This is a genomic window from Povalibacter uvarum (assembly GCF_014202975.1).
Taxonomy (GTDB): domain Bacteria; phylum Pseudomonadota; class Gammaproteobacteria; order Steroidobacterales; family Steroidobacteraceae; genus Steroidobacter; species Steroidobacter uvarum.
This window is the reverse complement of the sequence record NZ_JACHHZ010000003.1, coordinates 22,109-41,063: the sequence shown is the minus strand read 5'-3', so window position 1 is coordinate 41,063 and position 18,955 is coordinate 22,109. Positions and strand designations below refer to the sequence as shown.

The following is an 18,955-nucleotide window of genomic DNA, read 5'->3' as shown; positions in this document are numbered from 1 at the left end:
CAACAGCGATGATCGCGATTTTATTATCTTCTTTTTTTCACTTCTCGGTATGTGCTAGCTTGAAAAAGGAATGGAACACAACCGTACACGGGGAAATGCGATGACGATGAAGACTCAGGCGATGAAGAATGCACGGCGCCACGGATCGTCGGTGGCCGTGGCAGTGGCGCTGGGAATGGCCTCGACAGTGACGCTGGCGGCCCAGCTCGAAGAGATCGAGGTCATAGTGGTGACCGGCTCACACATCGGCGGTGCCGCGGAAACCGCGGCGTTGCCCGTGGATGTATTGCGAGCGGAGGACATCGAGAAGCAGGGCGCGCCCACAGTCGTCGAACTGTTGAAACAACTGCCGTCCAGCGGTGTCGTTCTCGGTGACACGAATCAGTTCGCCGCGCTTTCGCAAGGCCAGGAAGGAACGGGCTCCGTGAATCTGCGCGGCCTGGGCGCTTCACGTACGCTCGTTCTGCTCAACGGGCGCCGCATGGCGATGAACGCACTCAGCGCCAACGGCGCCGTCGACACCAACCTCATTCCGGTTGCCGCCATCAGTCGCGTCGAAGTCCTGAAGGACGGCGCTGCTGCAACGTACGGCTCGGATGCGATCGGCGGCGTCGTGAACTTCATCACCCGTCGCGATTTCGACGGCCTCGATCTCGCCGCCGACTACAGGTACGTCGACGGCAGCGATGGAGACTATCGCGCGAGCGCCACCTGGGGCTGGACGACCGATCGTGCCAGCGTGCTCTTCTCCGCCGGCTACCAGCATCGCTCCGAGCTGATGAGCACGGATCGTGACTGGGCATTGCGCCCGAATCCCGAGAACCCGCAGGGTGGCTGGTCCGGCAGCGGCAATCCCGGCACGTTCCGACGAGTAACGGCAACTGGCGCGGCGCTCGGCACCGCCAATGTTGCTGATCCGCAGTGCGCCGCGCTGGGCAGCTTTGCCGCTTCCGCCGCGAGCTGCTCGTGGAGCTACATGAAGTTCGATGCACTCGCGGAAGAGGAAGACAAATTCCAGGTCTTCAGCTCACTCGACTACGACGTCACCGAGAACACTGGCTTGCACCTGGAGGCGCTGTATTCGAACACGGACGTGCCGCACCAGCCGCTGTCGCCCTCCTACAGCCTGAACAACTTCCCGACCGGCCAGACCTTGAACGCCGGCGCGCCGGCAGTGCCGTTTCGGTACATCGTGCCGTGCACGAACCCCGGCCTGCAGGACATGTTCATCAAGAATCCCGCCTTCGCCGCCGCGATCGGCGGTGAAGGCTGCGTGAATGCCGCGGGCGCGCCCGCCGGCTCCTACACCGCCACTGCGCTTTGGCGTCCGTTCGGCGAGAGCGGCAACCTCGTGCAAGGCGGCGATTCGCAGATCGACAAGCGATCGCACGAAGGCCTGCGTGTGTCCGCCGGACTGGACGGCAGCATCGGCGACTCGACGTCGTGGGACGTGAGCGTCACCTACATGCAGAACACCGGCGAGCGCTTCAACTACGACATCACAGTCAATCGCTTGCAGCTCGCGCTTGCCGGCCTTGGCGGCCCGAACTGCACCGGGAATACACCAGGCATGAACGGGTGCCAGTGGCTGAATCCCTTCTCGAACGCGGTCGAACGCAACGTCGTTACCGGCGAAGTGAACCCGCAGTACAACCCCGCCGTGCGCAACACCGAGCAGCTCAACGCATGGTTGCAGCAGCCGCTCGATTTCGAAGCGACCACGGAACTGATGGTCGTCGACGCCGTGCTCAACGGCGAACTGCCGTTCGCACTCGGTGGCGACAAGATCGGCTGGGCGCTTGGCGCGCAGTATCGGGACAACGGCTACGAAACCACGGTCAACGATCTGGCCAATGTGCAGATCACGCCGTGCATCGATTCGCCGTCGAATCCTTCTGCAACGTGTCTCGCGGCGCAGGGGCCGTTCGGGTTCCTGTCTGGCTACTCGCCACTCGATGTCGATCAGCAGGTCTGGGCAGTCTTCGGCGAGCTCAACGTGCCGATCGTGGATACCCTCAACGCACAACTGGCTGTTCGCTACGAGGACTACGGCGGTGGCGTGGGGTCGACGACGAATCCGAAGCTCGCCCTGCGCTGGCAGATCATTCCGCAGCTCGCTCTGCGCGGATCGGTAGGCACGACGTTCCGGGGTCCGACGCCGATGAATCTCGATCCGGGATCGGGCACGAGCCTGCAGGCCATCGCTGCCGCGAACTTCGCTTCGCGCGCAGTCGACTCCTACGGCAACCCGAATCTCAAACCCGAGACCGCGGACACGCTCAATGCCGGCATCATCACCGAGATCGGCGGCTTCCGGGCGACGCTGGACTACTGGCAGTTCAAGTTCGAAGATCCGATCACTGCCCCGCCCTTCAACGGCATCGCGTCCAACGTCGTGCCGACGCCCGGCGGCCTCGCGGACTGCTCGGCTCCGATGCGTGACCTCGTCACCTTCGACGGCGGCAACACGTGCGTTCAGGGAGTCACGACTGGCGCCAACCTGCTGCGTGTGCGCGTCGATACCATCAACGGCGCACCGGTGGAAACGTCGGGTGTCGACCTGGACCTCGGCTACACCTTCGACAACGTGCTCGGCGGAACACTCGATCTGTCCGCGTACGGCAGCTACATCCTCAACTACGAAGTTGACGCGCTCTCGTATCGTGGCGTGCCGCTGGTCGCTGCGTTCGATGCAGTCGGCTACCTCAACTATGACCGTGGGCAGAACTCGCTGCCGGAACTGAAAGCCTCTGCGTTCGTGAACTACGAGATCGGCATCCAGAACTTCAATGTCGGTGTCTCGTACGTCTCGAGCTACGAGGACAACAGAACGGCGCTGTTCGCGACCAATCCGAACGGACGGACGATCGAGGCGACCACGATCTGGGATCTCAGCTACCAGCTCCGGCTCGCATCGAAGACGACGGTGTCCCTGACGGTCGACAACGTCCTCGATGAAGATCCGGCGTTCGCACGCACGGAACTCAGCTACGACTCGTACGTCGGTAATGCCCTCGGCCGCACCTATCGATTGGGTCTGCGTCAGCAGTTCTGATCGTTCACCTCAACCCGCAGGACAGGCGGCCGACCGATGGAGGTCGGTCGCCTGGTGCCAGTGCTGATGAAGGATCCCGCACCGGTTCACCCCTCATGCACGCATCGCCCGCTCCTACAACGCCGTCGAGCCCTCAGGCACGCTTCACGATCCTCCGCCAATTGCTGCAGGATCGCCTCGCTGCTGACGCAAGCGACTTCGTCGCCCGCGCTGTCTCCGAGATTGGCGCCGGCATCGATGCAACCCGATTCTCCCAACTGATTGCCGTCGCAAGTCGTCACTCCCGCCGTCGCGTCGCCTTCGAGCCGACGCCGGACGAACTGGCGCTCGCAGCCGCGGCGCAGATGGACATCAACATCCCTTACTGGAATCAGCTCGAAGCATTGCGCGTTCTGCTCGTGCTCGCGCATCGCGACCTCGATCGGGACGCCTTCGTCGAAGCGCTCGAGCAGTGCTTCCGCTATGCCGACGAAGGCGAGTTGTGCGCCTTGTACCGCGCACTGCCACTACTGCCGGACGGCGCGCGCTTCGCGTGGCGAGCGGGCGAAGGCTGCCGGAGCAACATGCGCTCGGTCTTCGAGGCCGTGGCTTGCGACTCGCAGTTTCCGGCGGCGCATTTCGACGATGTCGCCTGGCACCAGCTCATCATGAAGGCCGTATTCCTCAATGCCCCGCTGTGGCGTGTTCATGGTCTCGACGCACGCCTGTCGCCCGAACTCGCCCGCATGGCGCTCGATTTTGTCGATGAACGACGCAGCGCCGGTCGGCCGGTTCCACCGCAGTTGTGGCTGTGCCTCGGAACACATGGAGAGGAGCGCGCGCTCAATGCGTTGCGCACTGAGCTTCGTCGTGGCGACTTGCGCGGTCGCCGGGCTGCATTGCTCGCTCTAGCACGCGCCGGTCAGCTGCCGAAAGTCCATCAATGGCTCGGCGGCTGGCTCGGCGATCTCGAGCCCACTCTGGCCCAGGCGCACCACGGCGATGTCACGCAGGCCGCATTTGGCGATCTCCAGCAGGACACTCCCACGAAGGCCCGGCAATGAAGTTTTTCGACCCGCACATCCACATCACGTCGCGAACGACGGACGACCTGCAGGCGATGGCCAACGCAGGTGTCCGGGCGGTGATCGAGCCGGCGTTCTGGCTCGGCCAGCCGCGCACGACGATAGGCAGCTACGTCGACTATTTCTCGAGCCTGGTGGGCTGGGAGCGATTTCGCTGCGGACAGTTCGGGATCGCCCACTTCTGCGCGATCGGCCTCAATTCGAAGGAAGCGAACAATGAAGGCCTGGCGCGCGAGGTGCTCGAGCTGATCCCTCACTTCGCGCTCAAGGAGGGGGTCGTCGCGATCGGCGAGATCGGCTACGACGAGATTACGCCCGCCGAAGAGCGGGCCTACCAGGCCCAGCTTCAGATGGCCGTCGCCTGGGACACCGTCGTGATGGTCCATTCGCCGCATCGGGACAAGAAGCGCGGCATTCGCCGCTCGATCGATGTCGCTCGCGAAGCCGGCGTCGACATGCGCAAGCTCGTCATCGATCACAACAACGAAGAAACCGTTCGCGACGTGCTCGACGCGGGAGCGTGGGCTGCATTCACCATCTATCCGCACACGAAGATGGATTCCGAGCGCATGGTCGAGATCGTTCGGCGCTACGGCTCGGAACGGATCATCGTAGACAGCTCCGCTGACTGGGGCGTGAGTGATGCGCTCTCCGTTCCTCGAACCGCGGCATTGATGCTCACATCGGGCATCGCCACATCCGACGTGGAAGCGACGACATGGTCCAACGCCCTCGCCGCGTATCAGCAGTCCGGCCAGATTGATGTCGAATCCCTCAACGCGTCGCCGTCGATCGACCAGCGCCAACTGTTCGCGGACAACTCCGTCTTGCGCGGCCAGGCCCCGCGCGTGGAAGGCGGCCTCACGTCACTCCGGGAGAAGTCATGCTGAAAGCTCTCTGGATCCTCGGACTGGTGTTCTTCGCATACGCCGTCGCGATGCAGTACAACGACCCCGACCCGATCGTCTGGATGTCGCTCTACGGGATCTGCGCAGCTGCCAGCCTGGCGGCGCTCGCCGGCCGATTGTCCACGCGTTGGATCGCCCTCGCGAGCCTTCCGCACATCGTCTATGGATTGATGCTCAGCCCCTACCTGCTGCGCACGTCGACTCATGCCTTTCAGACCATGGGCATGAAGAACGACCTCGATGAACTCGTACGTGAGGCATGGGGCGCCGTCATCTGCGTTGCGTGGATGGCCGGCCTCTTTCTCTACGCGCGACATCTTGCCTCCCGCAAATCCCCGGAAGTCATCGCATGAAGAAATCGATTGCCGTCCTGGTCTGCTGCGTACTCGCAACGGCCGCTGCCGCCGATACGCCCGAAGCCATCGTTGTGCCGCTCAAGATCCGTGAAGAGCTGAAGCCGCGCACGATCATCGCGCACAATCTCGACAACCCCCGCGGCGTGCACGTGCTAGCTGATGGATCGCTGCTCGTCGCTGAAGCAGGGCTGGGTGACCTGGCCAACGAAAACACGAGCCGGCTGGCGCGGCTGACTGACCTCGACCGCGACGGCCGCTTCGACTCGGCGGGAGAGCGTCGGGTGCTGCTGGACAAGCAGTACTCGATCAACATTCTCGAGCACGTTCGCCGGGACGAGGTCTTCGGCATGGCATCGATTGCCACCGGCGGCGGAGCAGTGCTCGCGACGCACGCCATCTTCGACGGCCCGAGCCAGCTGTTCGAAATCGCTGGCGACTCGGTCAAGCCGTTGGGCGAGGCCGAAGGCAATCTCAACTCCATCACCTACGATCCGCGCCGTCGGATCTGGGTTGCAGCCTCGAGCTCTCGCGATCAAGTCGTTCGCGTCGAGCGCGACGGCAAGGTCCACGTGATCGCGAAAGTGCCGCTGCTGGCAAGTGGTCAGCAACCGGTTCCCGCCTATGTCAGATTCGACGATCGTACCGGCGACACGCTGGTCAGCCTGTTCAGCGGATCGACCGAAGGTGAAACAGGCGGCGATGGAACCGAGATCGAGCCGCGCTCGGCGAAGCTCATTCGCATCAATCCGGACAACGCGGCCATGGCCGACGTCGTTACAGGCTTGACGGTGCCTACCGATCTCGTCGTCGACAAGGATGGCCGCATCTACGTGCTCGAGTTCTGCGACGAGTTCCTGGACCCGCTGAAGACTCGCGACCAGATGTGGCAGCGTGCCAGTCACGGCGGTTTCAAGCGATTCTCGGGTCGGGTGCTGCGCATCGACCGCGATCGCCGCGACGTCGTCGTCATTGCGAACGGGCTCGACGCGCCCACCAACATCGTCCTCCGGGGCGACACCTTGCTGATCAGCGAAGGAATGGGAACTCCGGGTCGCAAGATTCCGCAGGGCGCGAACGTGGTGCCGCTCCAGGGCTTCATCTCCCAGATTGACCTCGGAGCGCGCTGACGATGCGTCTTCAGATCGATCAGCGCTTCGATGTTCGCTATGAGTATCCGGTGTGCTTCACTCGCGGCGCGTTCGATCCGGACAACCTGCTGCTGAGGGATCTGATCACCAATCGGAACGCACGCAGCGCCCGCGTCCTGATGGTCGTTGACGAGGGAGTGACGCGCGGCAATCCCCAACTCGTCCGCTCGATGGAGTCGTACGCAAGCACTCATGCGGATGCAATCCAGCTCGTGCGATCGCCGTGGATCGTCCGCGGGGGCGAAGTGATCAAGAACGACCCGCTCGAAGTCAACGCGCTCTACGAGTACTCGCGGACGCTTGGACTTTGCCGTCACAGCTACGTCGTGGCGTTGGGCGGCGGAGCCATGCTCGACGCCGTCGGTTACGCAGCGGCAACTGCCCATCGCGGCATTCGACTCATTCGCATGCCTTCCACAGTGCTCGGACAGAACGACGCCGGTGTCGGCGTCAAGAATGCGATCAACTGGCAGGGCCGCAAGAATTTCCTCGGCACGTTCGTTCCTCCCTACGCCGTCGTCAACGACTTCGCATTGCTCGCCAGTGTGCCGGTCGCGGACCGTCGAGCCGGCATCGCCGAAGCAGTGAAAGTGGCGCTCATCCGGGATCGGGGCTTCTTCGAATACATGCAGACACATCATCGCGAACTCGCGCGGCTCGATGCTGCCGCCCTCGAAGAAGTGATCGTCCGCTGCGCCAGCCTGCATCTCGCACACATTCGCGACGGAGGCGATCCGTTCGAGCGCGGCAGTCAGCGCCCACTCGACTTCGGTCACTGGTCGGCGCATCGGCTCGAAGAGATCTCGCAGGGGCGACTGCGGCACGGGGAAGCCGTCGCCATCGGCGTTGCCCTCGACGCCCTCTACTCGTTCCGCAGCGGCATGCTGAGTCAAAGCGAGTGGCACGCCGTCTACGCGATCCTTACCGATATCGGGTTCACACTGAACGATGCTGGCTTCGCCCGTCTCGACGTTGCGAAGGCGCTGAACGACTTCCGCGAGCACCTTGGAGGCGAGCTGTGCATCACGCTGCTGCGAGGCATCGGCCGAGGCGTCGAAGTCGACACCATAGACGTACCGCTGATGAGCCGCTGCATCGAAGAACTGCGCGAACTGGATAGCGCGAGAACGGCGGCCGGACTGCGGATTCTTGCTTGATTCAGCGCCGCGTCCTCACCTACTGCAGCAACATCCACCCGGGCGAGTCCTGGGACGATGTCCTGCGCAATCTCAACGATCATGCGCTGGCGGTGAAAGCGCAGCTTTCACCCGCCACGATTTTCCCACTCGGCCTGCGCCTGTCGGCCCGGGCCGCGAATGAGATGACCCCCGACTCGATCCATGGCTTCCGCGATTGGCTCGGCGATCACGGATGCCGGGTTGCGACCGTGAATGGCTTCCCCTACGGCGTCTTTCACGGAACTACCGTGAAGCACGCGGTTTACGAGCCGGACTGGCGGCACGCAGAGCGCGCCCGCTACACCATGCGGCTCGCTGACATTCTGTCCCAGTGGCTTGCACCGAATCAGACGGGATCGATCTCGACAGTACCGATCGCCTTTCGCGAACGATTCTTCGATGAGCACTGGACGCTGGTGCGGGCGAATCTCCTCGACACGCTGGCGCATCTCGCGCTCATCCGCGATCGAGGTGGACCGCTGATACAGCTTGCTCTCGAGCCCGAGCCGCATTGCGTCCTCGAGACGATGCCCGAAGTCGTCCGGTTCTTTTCGCGCATGCAGTTCCCCAGCACATTCGCCGAGCATATCGGCATCTGCCTGGATTGCTGTCACCAGGCGGTCGAGTTCGAGCGCCCCGATCGGGTTCTTGCGCAACTGCGCGAGGCCGGAGTCACGATTGCCAAGGTGCAGGTTTCCTCGGCGCTCCGGGCAGTGGGAGACGAAGTCACTTCCCTCCTGCAGTTCAACGAGCCGACGTATCTGCATCAGGCAGTGGCGCTGACTTCACGCGGTACCCTCGCCCGCTTCTGCGATCTTCCCGACCTCGCTCGATGGCTGGCGCGCGGCGAGCGTGCCGAGGAAGTCCGCGTCCACTTCCATGTTCCGGTCTTCCTCGACCACCTGGGCAGTGTCGGCACAACACGATTCTTTCTCGATGAGATTCTCCCGCAGCTCGACCCCGGCATTCCGCTGGAGGTCGAAACCTACAGTTTCGGCGTTCTGCCCGAGTCGCTGCGATGCAGCTCCATCGGCGAATCGATCGTGCGGGAGCTTCGCTGGGTCACTCAAAGATTGAACGATGCAAGGCTCGACGATGCACCGCACCGCCGTCATTAACGTCGTCGGACTGACGCGCCGACTCCTCGGGCCGGACACACCGCGCCTGAATGCGTTCGCAGCGAACATCGCGACGATCGAAACGATCACGCCTGCGGTCACGTGCTCTATGCAGGCCACCTTCCTGACAGGCGAGATGCCGCGCGATCACGGCATCGTGGGCAATGGCTGGTACTTCCGCGAGCTCGACCAGGTGTGGCTATGGCGCCAGAGCAATCGCCTGATTCAGTCGCCTCGCATCTGGGACCGCGCGCGCCAGCGCGACCCGAAGTTCACCTGTGCCAATACGTTCTGGTGGTACGCGATGGCGACGAGCGCCGACGTGACGCTGACGCCGCGCCCGCTCTACTGCGCCGATGGTCGAAAGCTTCCGGATTTCTACACGTGGCCGGGTTCGCTGCGCGAGGAACTGCGAGAGCGACTGGGTCAGTTCCCCTTGTTCGATTTCTGGGGACCGCGAACGAGCATCCGGTCGAGCGCTTGGATTGCGTCAGCGGCGCGAGCGGTCGAAGAGCGTTTCGAACCTACGTTGCAACTGATCTACCTGCCGCATCTGGACTATTGCCTGCAACGCGTCGGTCCTCACGGCAACATCGGCAAGGACCTGCGCGAGATCGATGCGGTCTGCGGCGAACTGATCGATTTCCTCACGGCACGTGGCGTGCGGATCGCGGTCCTTTCGGAGTACGGCATCACATCCGTGAACAGACCCATCCACATCAACCGCCATCTGCGAGCGGGGGGTTGGATGGAAATCAAGCGGGACCTGGGTCGGGAGTATCTCGATCCGGGCGCCTCCCGGGCGTTCGCGGTATCCGACCACCAGATTGCACATATATATGTGTCCAGCAAGGCCGACATCCCCGCCGTCGCCAAGCTGTGCGGGGAGATTCCGGGGGTCGCCGCCGTCCTCGACGAAGCAGGCAAGCGCCACTACGGCCTGGACCACGAACGCTCGGGCGAACTGGTCCTGCTCGCCGAGCCCGATAGCTGGTTCACCTACTACTTCTGGATGGACGACAACCGCGCACCGGACTACGCACGGCTCGTCGACATCCACAACAAGCCCGGCTACGACCCGGTGGAATTGTTCATGGATCCTGACATTCCGTGGCCGCTGTTGAAGGTCGGCTCCGTGCTCGCTCGCAAGGCCCTTGGCATGCGCTATGTGATGGACGTCATTCCGCTCGATGCGAGCCTGGTGCGTGGATCACACGGCGTCGCCGTCACCGATAGTGCAGACGCACCGCTGTTCATCAGCTCCGAATCGCGCCTGGTTCCGAACGACACCATGCCGGCGCAGCGCGTGTGCGAAACCCTGCTCTCCCACGTATTCACGCCATGAACATCAAGCCGCTCCTTGCCCTCTGTCGCGCAAGCAACCTTCCGACTGTGTGGATGAATGTGCTTGCGGCAGCTCTGCTGAGCGATCCCGGCGCTACCGTCTCACAGATCGTCACGCTCGCGCTCGCGCTTTCGTGCTTCTATTGCGGCGGCATGGCCATGAACGATCTGTGCGATCTCACCTTCGATCGCGTTCATCAGCCGTATCGGCCGATCGTCGCGGGGCGACTGAGCAGGGCAGCGGCACAGGCGGCGATGGGACTGCTCTTCCTTACAGGCTACGCGCTGCTGGCAACTGCTCCCTCCTCTTCCGGACTCGTGGGTGGACTTGGGCTTCTGGGCGTCATCTGGATCTACAACGCCTTTCACAAGCAGCATCGGGCGGCCGTCTTCGTCATGGGCGTTGCGCGATTGATGGTTTACGTCGTGACGGCGCTGAGCCTGACGGGAGACATCAATGCGGCGGTGTGGCTCGCCGCCACCGTCCAGACGATCTACGTCGTCGTGCTGACAGTCGTGGCGCGTGCCGAGCATCTCACGCCCAGCGGTCGATACGGATGGCCCATCATCCCCTGGATGATTGCATTGATGCCGCTTGTGGATGGAGCCGTACTCGCCTTCCTGCTATCGCCGATCTGGCTGTTCGCCGGTGTGATCGCGACGGCACTGACCCGACTGGGGCAGCGCTACGTTCGCGGCGACTGAGTCAGGCAGCCTCGCCGACCATCCGATTGATCACTGGCCAGTGGTCTGCGCGAATCTGCTTCCACGCCATCTGCAGCCATGGCGTATACCGCTGCGGACGATCACGCAGTTGCCGGTCCAGCAGGCTTGCCGTGACGTACCGGGTCTGTGCAACCTCGCGACGATCAATGCGCTGAGGCTGATCCGCAATAGCTGCAAACACCGAGCACACTTCGTGCTCTGCGGCGGACTCGCCATAGCGCGCGTGATACTGGAACTTGAACAGGAACGACAGCGACTGGATCCGGACCAGACCCAGCTCCTCCTGCAGTCTGCGTGCGGCCGCCTCGCGCGTTGTTTCTCCGGGGCGCGGATGGCTGCAGCAACTGTTCGACCAATAGCCTGGCCACAGAGGCTTCAGCTCACTGCGCTGCTGCAAGAGCAGACGAGATTGCTGATCGAACAGATACACCGAGAAGGCGCGATGCAGGATGCCGTCGCCCTGATGAACGGCCGCCTTGAAATCCTGGCCGACCTCTTCGTCCGCACCGTTGACGACGATGATGTCTCTGCCCGGTGTGGCCGATCTGTTCGTAGCTGCGCGCATGATTCTTTATAGCGGCGCACGCAGCGACTGCGGCTGAATTTTCGGGGTTACTGCTATGAAGGATTCGCCGGTCGCACGACAACCGAAGACACCGCTCGCTCCTGTGAACGAGCGGTGCCCGCATCATTTTCCATCAACCGAGAACGCGATCAGGACATTTCCCTCGCGACCGCGCAGATCGCTCGCGTTCTGTGTCGAGCGGCCCGCGTAGCCGGAGTGCACGTACACCATGCCGCCTGCGATCGTGGGACCTGCGCCGTCCATGACGCCGCCATCCGCGGGCTTGCCTGCTACGGTCGTGTACGACTCTGCGGCAGTGTTGAAGTCCCACAGCACTTTGCCGTCGCTCGTCGCGAAGGCGCGGAAGTGCCCGTCCATCGAGCCTGCGAATACAGCGCCGGGGATCGCAGTCACCGCCTGCGAGACCGCCGGATGACAGAACATATTCTTCCAGCGACACGGCACACGAGGAGCGGAGAAACCCCATACGTCCGCACCGTCACGAATGCGCAGCGCGTACACACCGGGCTTGCCGCCCTTCCGCGTGATCACATCCGAGATGCCGAGATACACGTTCTGCGAATCAGCCGCCATGCCGAACTCGACGCCACCGAGCTCGCTGCCCGGACTCATGCGCCGCATCCAGATCGTTTCGCCGTCGTTGTCCGGGTCCATGGCGTAGACCGCACCGGACTTCTGGCCCACGACGATGTACTGACGACCGTCCTGGAGGGTGTGCAGGATCGGCGAGTTGCCGAGTGAGAAGTCCGGACCCACTTTCTCCGGACAGTTCGCCGCCTTCGGGCAGCCGATGATGTAGTTGTCGTTCTTCGTGACCTGGTTGATCCAGCGGATCTTGCCCGTCTCGATCTCCATGGCGATCACCGCATCGGAGCCTTCATGGGGAACTTCCGTGTACGAGTTGGACGTCGAGACGTAGACGAGTCCGCGTTTCGGGTCGATGGTCGGCGCCGACCAGATGGAACCGCCGGCCGGCCCCCACATCTGCTTGCCGATCTTGTTCAGGCGAAACGGCGCCGGTTCCTTCTGCGCGGTGTAGGTCTTCCAGAGCACCTTGCCGCTGACCGCATCGAGCGCAACGAGCGCGCCGCGGAACTTGCAGCATTCCCATTGATCGTTGGTGGCGAAAGCTTCATTCCCCGAGGAGATCGGCACAAAGAGTTTGCCTTCGTGATACGTCGGCGAGCCCGTCATCTGCACGCCCGGCTGATCGTCGATCGTCGTCTTCCACAACTGCTTGCCGGTCTGGGCATCGAGCGCCACCGCGGCCTTGGTCCAATCGGAGAAGAAGATCGCGTGCTTAGCGGGCGCACCCGCGGGCAACTGGACGACGTTGACGCTGCTGCGCGTGGCGGCAGCGGCATCGTGGCGCCAATAGACACAGCCGCTCTTTGCATTCAGCGCATAGACCGCACCGGACATGCTCGTTACGAACAACCGATCACCGACGATGGTCGCCTGGCCGTTCTTCGAACCGGGATAGTTGAAGACCCACTTCACCTTCAGGCGAGGGACATCAGCGGCCGTCAATCCGGGATTGGACTGGAAACGCGCATTCGTGATGCCCGCGCCCCAGCCGTTCCACTGATCCGGCGTACTCAAGTCGATCGGCGGAACCTTTCCTTTGCACTTCGGGCCGTCGAGCGGCATCGATGCCGACGGCGGTCCCCAGATGGCATGGGGATCGATTTCCTTGGAACCGCCCGCGGGCTTTGCGCCCAGGTGCAGAGCGATCGCCTGCTTCTCGACCTCGGTCAATCCCGCCGCCATTGGCGCCATGACGCCGTTCATCGCCGTCATGATGAACGCGGGAGAATTTCGTGCGAGCACGTCGCGTCCGGGTGTTCGATCCTGCGGATTGTCGTGGCACGCTGCGCAACGCGCTCCGTAGAGCTTGGCGCCGTCAGGCAGATTCAGTTCAGCAGCCGACGCACTTGCCATTGCGACGAGCGCAAGGGCCGTACCCCAGACGAAGCGCGACGAAGCCGAATGCATATGGTTGCGCTGATTTTTCTGTCGCATGGACGGACTCTCCTTCGCGCTTTCAGTAGAGGCCGGCGAACGCGCCAACGTGGCACGTATAGCCCTCGGGCGGTGTCGTCAGCTTGAAGCCGCGCGGATCAGAGCCCTTGGGATGCGACGCCAGTGTGTCCAGCGCCCAGCGATTGAATGCCTGAGTGTTCACCTGCGGCCACATGTGACCGTGAGTCGAACTGCACGCGACGTGGACGACGTCAGGCTGCGCGCTGAAGAAGTTGGATCCGGCTTGCGTGCTGGGCCGATAGTCAGCGCAGAGAAACTTCGTGCCGTCGGGACGGGTGCAGTTCCATAGATCCTTTTCCCCACCCCACACCGTCATGACGATCAACGGTCCAACTTTCGCGGGCAGAGGATAGGGTCCCACGCGTCCTTGATGGATCTTGGTCGGTGCGGCTGCGACAGCGGCACGCGCGTCATCGAACGAAAGCGGTGAACCGTCGTCTGCTGTTACGTACCACTCACCTGAGATCGGCAGCCCGCCCGCCCAGAAGTCCGAGCGAAACAGCAGCGCCCTGTTGGTCATCGTGCCGCCGGACGAGATGCCGCCCAGAAACAAGCGGCGCGCGTCGAGCTTGTACTTCGTGCCTACGCACTGAACCATCGCGACGAAGAACGAGGAGTCCGGACCCTCGTCGGTCTTCCAGCGATCGCCGCTTGGATCCCCGGCACGGCCTTCGAACCACGGATTCCAGTTCCATCCGTTGCTGCCGGGACCATTGCAGACCTGGCCGCGGATGTTCGGATCCTGATTGGCGCACGCACGCACCGGCGCAATCACCGTGTAACCGTGCTCGGCGAGGAGCGAATTGGCGCCGCTGCGGGCAACGGTCAGGTTGTCGTTCGTGGATTCGACGCTTCCCGTCATCGGCACCCACACGGGTGCCGGGCCCGATGCGTTCCTGGCCGGATAGACGATGAACGCGCGCTTCATTCCCTTGTGCGGAAAGTCCACGTTGAGGCCTTCCTTGACCTCGTAGCCCGCAGGGCATTCCCATTTGACTGTCCCGGCAGCCACACTTCCGGTCGAAGCGGATGTCGCCGCAGTGCGATCGGAGCCGGTGCTCGAGCATCCGGATGCGACAGAAGCCAGGGCCAGCGCGACCACGCCACGCGCCAGGCGCAGAATGCCCAAGGACTGATTCATGGATCCCCCTACGTCAGTGCCAACCGGTCGGCCACGGAGTGGCCGATTCAGTCACTCGATTGTGTTTTTGAGTATAGGGTATTTTTCGATCGTGGCAACCAGATGCCGCATTAATCGCTTTTCAGCTTTACAATCGCTCATGTTTTGAACGAATGGTTTGTCCAAGGGAGAGATTCATGAATCAGCGGGCAGGCGTCGTGGGCGCCGGATTGATGGGCGCGGAGATTGCTCTGGTCTACGCACTGTCGGGCAGGTCGGTGATCCTTGCCGACACGACGGACGAGAAGCTCGAAGCCGCACGGCAGCGATTGTCGGCGCTCATGGAGAAGGGCATTTCGCGGGGACTTTACAAGCCCGAAGACAAGGCCGCACTCGCGCGGATCGAAACGACGACCGACCTGCAACGCTTCTCCGACTGCAGCGTCGTCACCGAGGCCGTCTTCGAGAGCATGGAGGTCAAGTCGGCCGTGCTGAAGCAGCTCGACAGTGTGTGTGCACCGCAATGCATGATCGCCAGCAATACTTCGACGCTGCCGATCTCCACGCTGGCTTCACACCTGAGCGCACCGCGCCGTTCCCGGTTCCTGGGAATGCACTACTTCTCACCGGTCACGCGTATGAAACTGGTGGAAGTCATCCCGGCTTTCGATACCAGCGAGGAAACACTCGCGTCCGCACTCGAACTCGCCCGTGACCTGGGCAAGGCGCCGATCCGCGTCAAGGATGTCACGGGGTTCGCCGTCAACCGTGTGCTGCATGCTTTTGTCATCGAGGCGATCCGGCTCGTCGAGGAAGGCGTTGCGACGCCCGAGGACATCGATACCGCATGCAAGCTCGGCCTCGGACATCCCATCGGTCCGTTCGAGCTCATGGATGCGACCACATCGAGTCTCTGCCTGCAGGTGCAGGAGATTCTGCAGGAAGCCTATGGCGAGCGCTTCCGCCCGCGTCCATTGCTGAAGCAACGCGTACGCGCGGGCCTGGTCGGCGGACGCACAGCTCAAGGCTGGCGGCCTAAGTCGCAGAAGTAGCAACCAATCCGGCGCGCCGTGCTTTCAGCTCGGCACGGCGCGTCGTTACGAAGCAGCGAGCCGGTCGAGCGCCGCCGGAATCCCCCTTCGGCGGTATGTGAATAAACGATTCGCGATATTCCTCGATAGACGAGCGGCGCGGCGCACTGCGTACACAGAATACGGCGACACCTGCACTTCAAGCAGGGCGACGACCAAAACCATCCTGGGGGGATTGTGAACAGATACACGAAGGCGCGTTCGCGCAGATATTCCGGCTACCCGGCATTCCTGTTGATGCCTTGTCTCGCGACGACAGCGCTCGCGCAGACAGCCGCCACTGGCCTCGAAGAGGTTGTCGTGACGGGATCGCATATCCGGCGCGACAACTTCGACCTGACTTCACCGCTCGACGTCGTATCGAACGTGGACATCGCGCAGACCGGCGCCGCGAAGATCGGCGAGACGCTGTACAACCAGACGTTCAACTTCGGCGTCAGCCGGGTGCAGAACTTTCTCGGCGGCACGCAGTTGACCGACGGCACCGCCACCAACAGCAATCTGCGCGGCCTGGGCGTGGGCGCAACGCTCAACCTGATGAACGGCAAGCGGACGCTGACCAACGCGAACTTCGGTTATCCGCAGATGGCCATCGAGAGAATCGAAACGCTGCTCGACGGCGCTTCCGCGCTCTATGGCAGCAACGCGATCGGCGGCGTCCAGAACTTCGTTCCTTACACTCGCTACAACGGCCTCGAGGTGATGGCGGACTATCGCCAGCGCGAAGATGGTGGCGGTGCGGAAACGCTCTTTGGCGTCATGGGCGGCTTCAGCTCTGAAACCGACAACTTCGTGTTCGCATTCGAGCTGCAGGATCGCGATGCGATCCTCACGTACGACATCCCCTATTTCACGAACGTCGCCGCATCCGCGTCCGGCGCAGGTCATCCGGGCACGTACTTCGTGCCAACGCGAGACGCCAATGGAGTTCTCAACAGGAACCCGACCACCGGCGCGGTCGTAACGCCTGCCACGCCAGACCCGACTTGCGGCAACCAGACCAACAACCCGGGCAACGTCAACTCCATTCCAGGCAATCGCCGCTTCGGTGTCGTCAACGGGACGACGTGCAGCTTCTACTTCGGCGAGTTCTGGGACTACATCCCCGATCTCGAAGCGATGAAGTTCTACGCGCATTACGATCATGAATTCAACGATCGCCTGCGCATGAACTTCGAGGCGATCTTCGACCAGGCCACGGATACCCGCCGCGGCTCGCCGGTGGACTTCGGCGCCAACGCCAACATCGTTCACAACATTCTGAGCAACGGCGTCATTCCCGGCGAGCATCCAGGCAATCCCTTCCGCGCGATGAACAGTGCCGGACAGCCGCTCTTCGCGCAGGACGCGAATGGCGATGGCGTTCCTGATCGCAACCCCGCAACCAACGAAGTGATTCTCTCCGGCGCGCCGACGGATCCGAGCTCTGGCGTCGCATTCAACGAAGATGTGAGAATCTCCGGCTGGCGTCCGCTGGGCAAGGATTTCCAGGGGCTGCCGGGCGTGTCGAACGACGACAACTCGTCGCCGCTGATCAACAAGCCGACATTCAGCCGCTACAACGGCGGCCTGGAAGTCAAGGTGACCGACAACTGGTTCCTGGACGCCGACTACACCTACAACCAGTACAAGGATCTGCAGACTCGCGCGGACGCTTCGCCCAACGCCATCGCGCTGGGACTCGAAGGCCGGCTCGGACCCAATCAGAACATGTGGTTCAACCCCTTCGGCACATCACAGATCGAGTGCCAGAACAGGGTGTGCGGCAGCACCATCACCTCATCGACCAGCGCCGCGTACAACAGCCAGTTCGTAATGGATCAGGTCGCATACCGGTCGACCTGGAACTCCGATACGACGATGCAGATCTTCGATCTCGTGATGAGCAGCGGCAAACTGTTCTCCCTGCCCGGCGGTGAAGCAGGGCTGGCAGTCGGCTATCAGTGGCTCGACTACGAAGAGGATTACTACGCTGACAGCCATCGCGCCGGTTGCGACTCCTGGTCTCTCGGCTGTGACTCCGACTTCAACGAAGGCCGGGTGACCAACAGTTACTTTGCCGAGATCGACCTGCCGCTGATGGACAACAAGGCGGGCAACCTCAGCGTCAATCTGGCCGGTCGCTACACCGAAGTGGAGGAACTGGAGAGCTTCGATCCCAAGGTCGGCATCGTCTACTCGCCGCTCGACATGCTCTCGCTGCGCGCGTCCTGGGGCACATCTTTCCAGGCCCCCTCGTTGCGCGAACAGAAATCGATCGTCAACGTGACGCGTGAAACAGCGGACCCGACCTGCGCCAACTCGGGCGGCAATTGCAGCCCCGCCACCCGCAACTTCGTCGTGAACTCGGTCGCCGGAGATCCACTGCTGGAACCGGAGACCGCGGAAAGCTTCAACGTGGGCTTCACAGTCCGTCTGCTCGATGGCGATCTGATCCTGCAGGCGGACTGGGTCAACATCGACTTCACGGATCGCATCACACAGTTTCCCGGCGATGCCATCCTGAACGCCGATGCGGCCAACTACCGCACCTACTTCACAGCTCAGTGCGGCGCGACGCCGACTCAGGCGTGTCTCTCGACGGCTCATGCCGCGTGGGTAGGCGGACTGAACAGCCCGCTGATCGAGCATGCGGGCTTCGATCTGTCGCGCATCATCACGAGCTACATCAACGCGGCCTCAGTGGAGACCACGCAGATCGACATGAGCGTGGACTACGCGCTGGATCTCGGCGGCGCAGGCCAGCTGCGCCTCGGCGCGAGCGCCACCAACATCCAGCAGTTCGAGTATCAGTCGGTTCAGAACGGACCGATCACGGATGCGAAGGGCAAGGTGAACGAAGGCACCGCCTATCCGGCGCTGCCCGAGTGGCGCGTGGCTCCGCAGGTCAGCTGGACGCTCGGGGCGCACAATGTGACGCTGCTGGGCGAGTACCACACGAGCGTCTTCGTTCGAATGGTGGGGCCGAATGAACTGACGCTGCCTGCGTACTCACGCTTCAATCTTGCGTACAGCTTCCGCTTCAACGACTTCCTGTCCGACAACAGCGAGGGAAGCATCACGGTGGGCGCATTCAATGCGTTCGACCAGCTGGCCACGCCGTACAACACCGCCGGCGGCTACAACTCGCAGCTTGAAGATCCGATCGGTCGCACCTGGTACGCGCGATTCACACAGTCCTTCTGACGTGTCGGCGATCGCCGCCCTCCGGGGCGGCG

Annotated in this window: 14 protein-coding genes; 11 read left to right on the top strand and 3 right to left on the bottom strand. The window is 62.7% G+C overall.

All coding sequences use genetic code 11. The annotated features are described in order from the left end of the window. Positions 1-100: 100 nt before the first annotated feature. The 9 genes from HNQ60_RS11680 (at position 101) to HNQ60_RS11640 (ending at position 10,876) form a co-directional block, all read left to right on the top strand. Positions 101-3,055: a TonB-dependent receptor plug domain-containing protein gene (locus HNQ60_RS11680; RefSeq protein ID WP_184331944.1), complete on the top strand. Its 2,955-nt coding sequence runs from the start codon at positions 101-103 to the stop codon at positions 3,053-3,055. 95 nt (positions 3,056-3,150) lie between these two features. Next, positions 3,151-4,098, top strand: coding sequence for an EboA domain-containing protein (locus tag HNQ60_RS11675; protein WP_184331942.1), 948 nt, complete (start codon positions 3,151-3,153; stop codon positions 4,096-4,098). Next, a complete protein-coding gene (locus HNQ60_RS11670; protein WP_184331940.1) occupies positions 4,095-5,009 on the top strand; it encodes a TatD family hydrolase in 915 nt (304 codons plus the stop codon). Before HNQ60_RS11675 ends, HNQ60_RS11670 begins: the two co-directional genes overlap by 4 nt. Then, complete coding sequence (locus tag HNQ60_RS11665; RefSeq protein ID WP_184331937.1) at positions 5,003-5,380, top strand: transmembrane 220 family protein; 378 nt, start codon at positions 5,003-5,005, stop codon at positions 5,378-5,380. Before HNQ60_RS11670 ends, HNQ60_RS11665 begins: the two co-directional genes overlap by 7 nt. Then, a complete protein-coding gene (locus HNQ60_RS11660) occupies positions 5,377-6,510 on the top strand; it encodes a hypothetical protein (RefSeq protein WP_184331935.1) in 1,134 nt (377 codons plus the stop codon). Before HNQ60_RS11665 ends, HNQ60_RS11660 begins: the two co-directional genes overlap by 4 nt. Positions 6,511-6,512: 2 nt before the next feature. Continuing rightward, a complete protein-coding gene (locus HNQ60_RS11655; protein ID WP_184331933.1) occupies positions 6,513-7,688 on the top strand; it encodes a 3-dehydroquinate synthase in 1,176 nt (391 codons plus the stop codon). Continuing rightward, on the top strand, positions 7,685-8,827 hold the full coding sequence (gene eboE, locus HNQ60_RS11650) for a metabolite traffic protein EboE (RefSeq protein ID WP_221304159.1): 1,143 nt from the start codon (positions 7,685-7,687) through the stop codon (positions 8,825-8,827). The genes HNQ60_RS11655 and eboE overlap by 4 nt, the downstream gene beginning before the upstream one ends. Beyond that, complete coding sequence (locus HNQ60_RS11645; RefSeq protein WP_184333703.1) at positions 8,805-10,172, top strand: nucleotide pyrophosphatase/phosphodiesterase family protein; 1,368 nt, start codon at positions 8,805-8,807, stop codon at positions 10,170-10,172. Before eboE ends, HNQ60_RS11645 begins: the two co-directional genes overlap by 23 nt. Further along, complete coding sequence (locus tag HNQ60_RS11640) at positions 10,169-10,876, top strand: UbiA family prenyltransferase (RefSeq protein ID WP_184331931.1); 708 nt, start codon at positions 10,169-10,171, stop codon at positions 10,874-10,876. Before HNQ60_RS11645 ends, HNQ60_RS11640 begins: the two co-directional genes overlap by 4 nt. Position 10,877: 1 nt before the next feature. Here the strand turns inward: HNQ60_RS11640 and idi are convergent, their stop codons facing one another. From idi to HNQ60_RS11625, 3 genes are all read right to left on the bottom strand, one after another. Continuing rightward, positions 10,878-11,462 (bottom strand): isopentenyl-diphosphate Delta-isomerase, encoded by a 585-nt coding sequence (gene idi, locus HNQ60_RS11635; RefSeq protein ID WP_184331929.1) that lies wholly within the window; start codon positions 11,460-11,462, stop codon positions 10,878-10,880. 123 nt (positions 11,463-11,585) lie between these two features. Then, on the bottom strand, positions 11,586-13,505 hold the full coding sequence (locus HNQ60_RS11630) for an outer membrane protein assembly factor BamB family protein (protein ID WP_184331927.1): 1,920 nt from the start codon (positions 13,503-13,505) through the stop codon (positions 11,586-11,588). A 22-nt stretch (positions 13,506-13,527) separates the two neighbouring features. Next, on the bottom strand, positions 13,528-14,667 hold the full coding sequence (locus HNQ60_RS11625) for a hypothetical protein (protein WP_184331925.1): 1,140 nt from the start codon (positions 14,665-14,667) through the stop codon (positions 13,528-13,530). A 176-nt stretch (positions 14,668-14,843) separates the two neighbouring features. On the opposite strand from HNQ60_RS11625, the gene HNQ60_RS11620 reads away from it, so the two are divergent. Both HNQ60_RS11620 and HNQ60_RS11615 read left to right on the top strand, forming a co-directional pair. Beyond that, positions 14,844-15,698 carry a 3-hydroxyacyl-CoA dehydrogenase family protein gene (locus HNQ60_RS11620; protein WP_184331923.1) on the top strand — a complete coding sequence of 285 codons (855 nt, stop codon included), beginning with the start codon at positions 14,844-14,846 and terminating at the stop codon, positions 15,696-15,698. 216 nt (positions 15,699-15,914) lie between these two features. Further along, positions 15,915-18,923 carry a TonB-dependent receptor plug domain-containing protein gene (locus HNQ60_RS11615; RefSeq protein ID WP_184331921.1) on the top strand — a complete coding sequence of 1,003 codons (3,009 nt, stop codon included), beginning with the start codon at positions 15,915-15,917 and terminating at the stop codon, positions 18,921-18,923. Positions 18,924-18,955: the final 32 nt, after the last annotated feature.

Bases quoted from the DNA above. Each gene is read 5' to 3' on its own strand.
- HNQ60_RS11680 (WP_184331944.1), top strand. From the start codon at position 101: ATGACGATGAAGACTCAGGCGATGAAGAATGCACGGCGCCACGGATCG.
- HNQ60_RS11675 (WP_184331942.1), top strand. From the start codon at position 3,151: ATGCACGCATCGCCCGCTCCTACAACGCCGTCGAGCCCTCAGGCACGC.
- HNQ60_RS11670 (WP_184331940.1), top strand. From the start codon at position 4,095: ATGAAGTTTTTCGACCCGCACATCCACATCACGTCGCGAACGACGGAC.
- HNQ60_RS11665 (WP_184331937.1), top strand. From the start codon at position 5,003: ATGCTGAAAGCTCTCTGGATCCTCGGACTGGTGTTCTTCGCATACGCC.
- HNQ60_RS11660 (WP_184331935.1), top strand. From the start codon at position 5,377: ATGAAGAAATCGATTGCCGTCCTGGTCTGCTGCGTACTCGCAACGGCC.
- HNQ60_RS11655 (WP_184331933.1), top strand. From the start codon at position 6,513: ATGCGTCTTCAGATCGATCAGCGCTTCGATGTTCGCTATGAGTATCCG.
- HNQ60_RS11645 (WP_184333703.1), top strand. From the start codon at position 8,805: ATGCACCGCACCGCCGTCATTAACGTCGTCGGACTGACGCGCCGACTC.
- HNQ60_RS11640 (WP_184331931.1), top strand. From the start codon at position 10,169: ATGAACATCAAGCCGCTCCTTGCCCTCTGTCGCGCAAGCAACCTTCCG.
- idi (WP_184331929.1), bottom strand. From the start codon at position 11,462: ATGCGCGCAGCTACGAACAGATCGGCCACACCGGGCAGAGACATCATC.
- HNQ60_RS11630 (WP_184331927.1), bottom strand. From the start codon at position 13,505: ATGCGACAGAAAAATCAGCGCAACCATATGCATTCGGCTTCGTCGCGC.
- HNQ60_RS11625 (WP_184331925.1), bottom strand. From the start codon at position 14,667: ATGAATCAGTCCTTGGGCATTCTGCGCCTGGCGCGTGGCGTGGTCGCG.
- HNQ60_RS11620 (WP_184331923.1), top strand. From the start codon at position 14,844: ATGAATCAGCGGGCAGGCGTCGTGGGCGCCGGATTGATGGGCGCGGAG.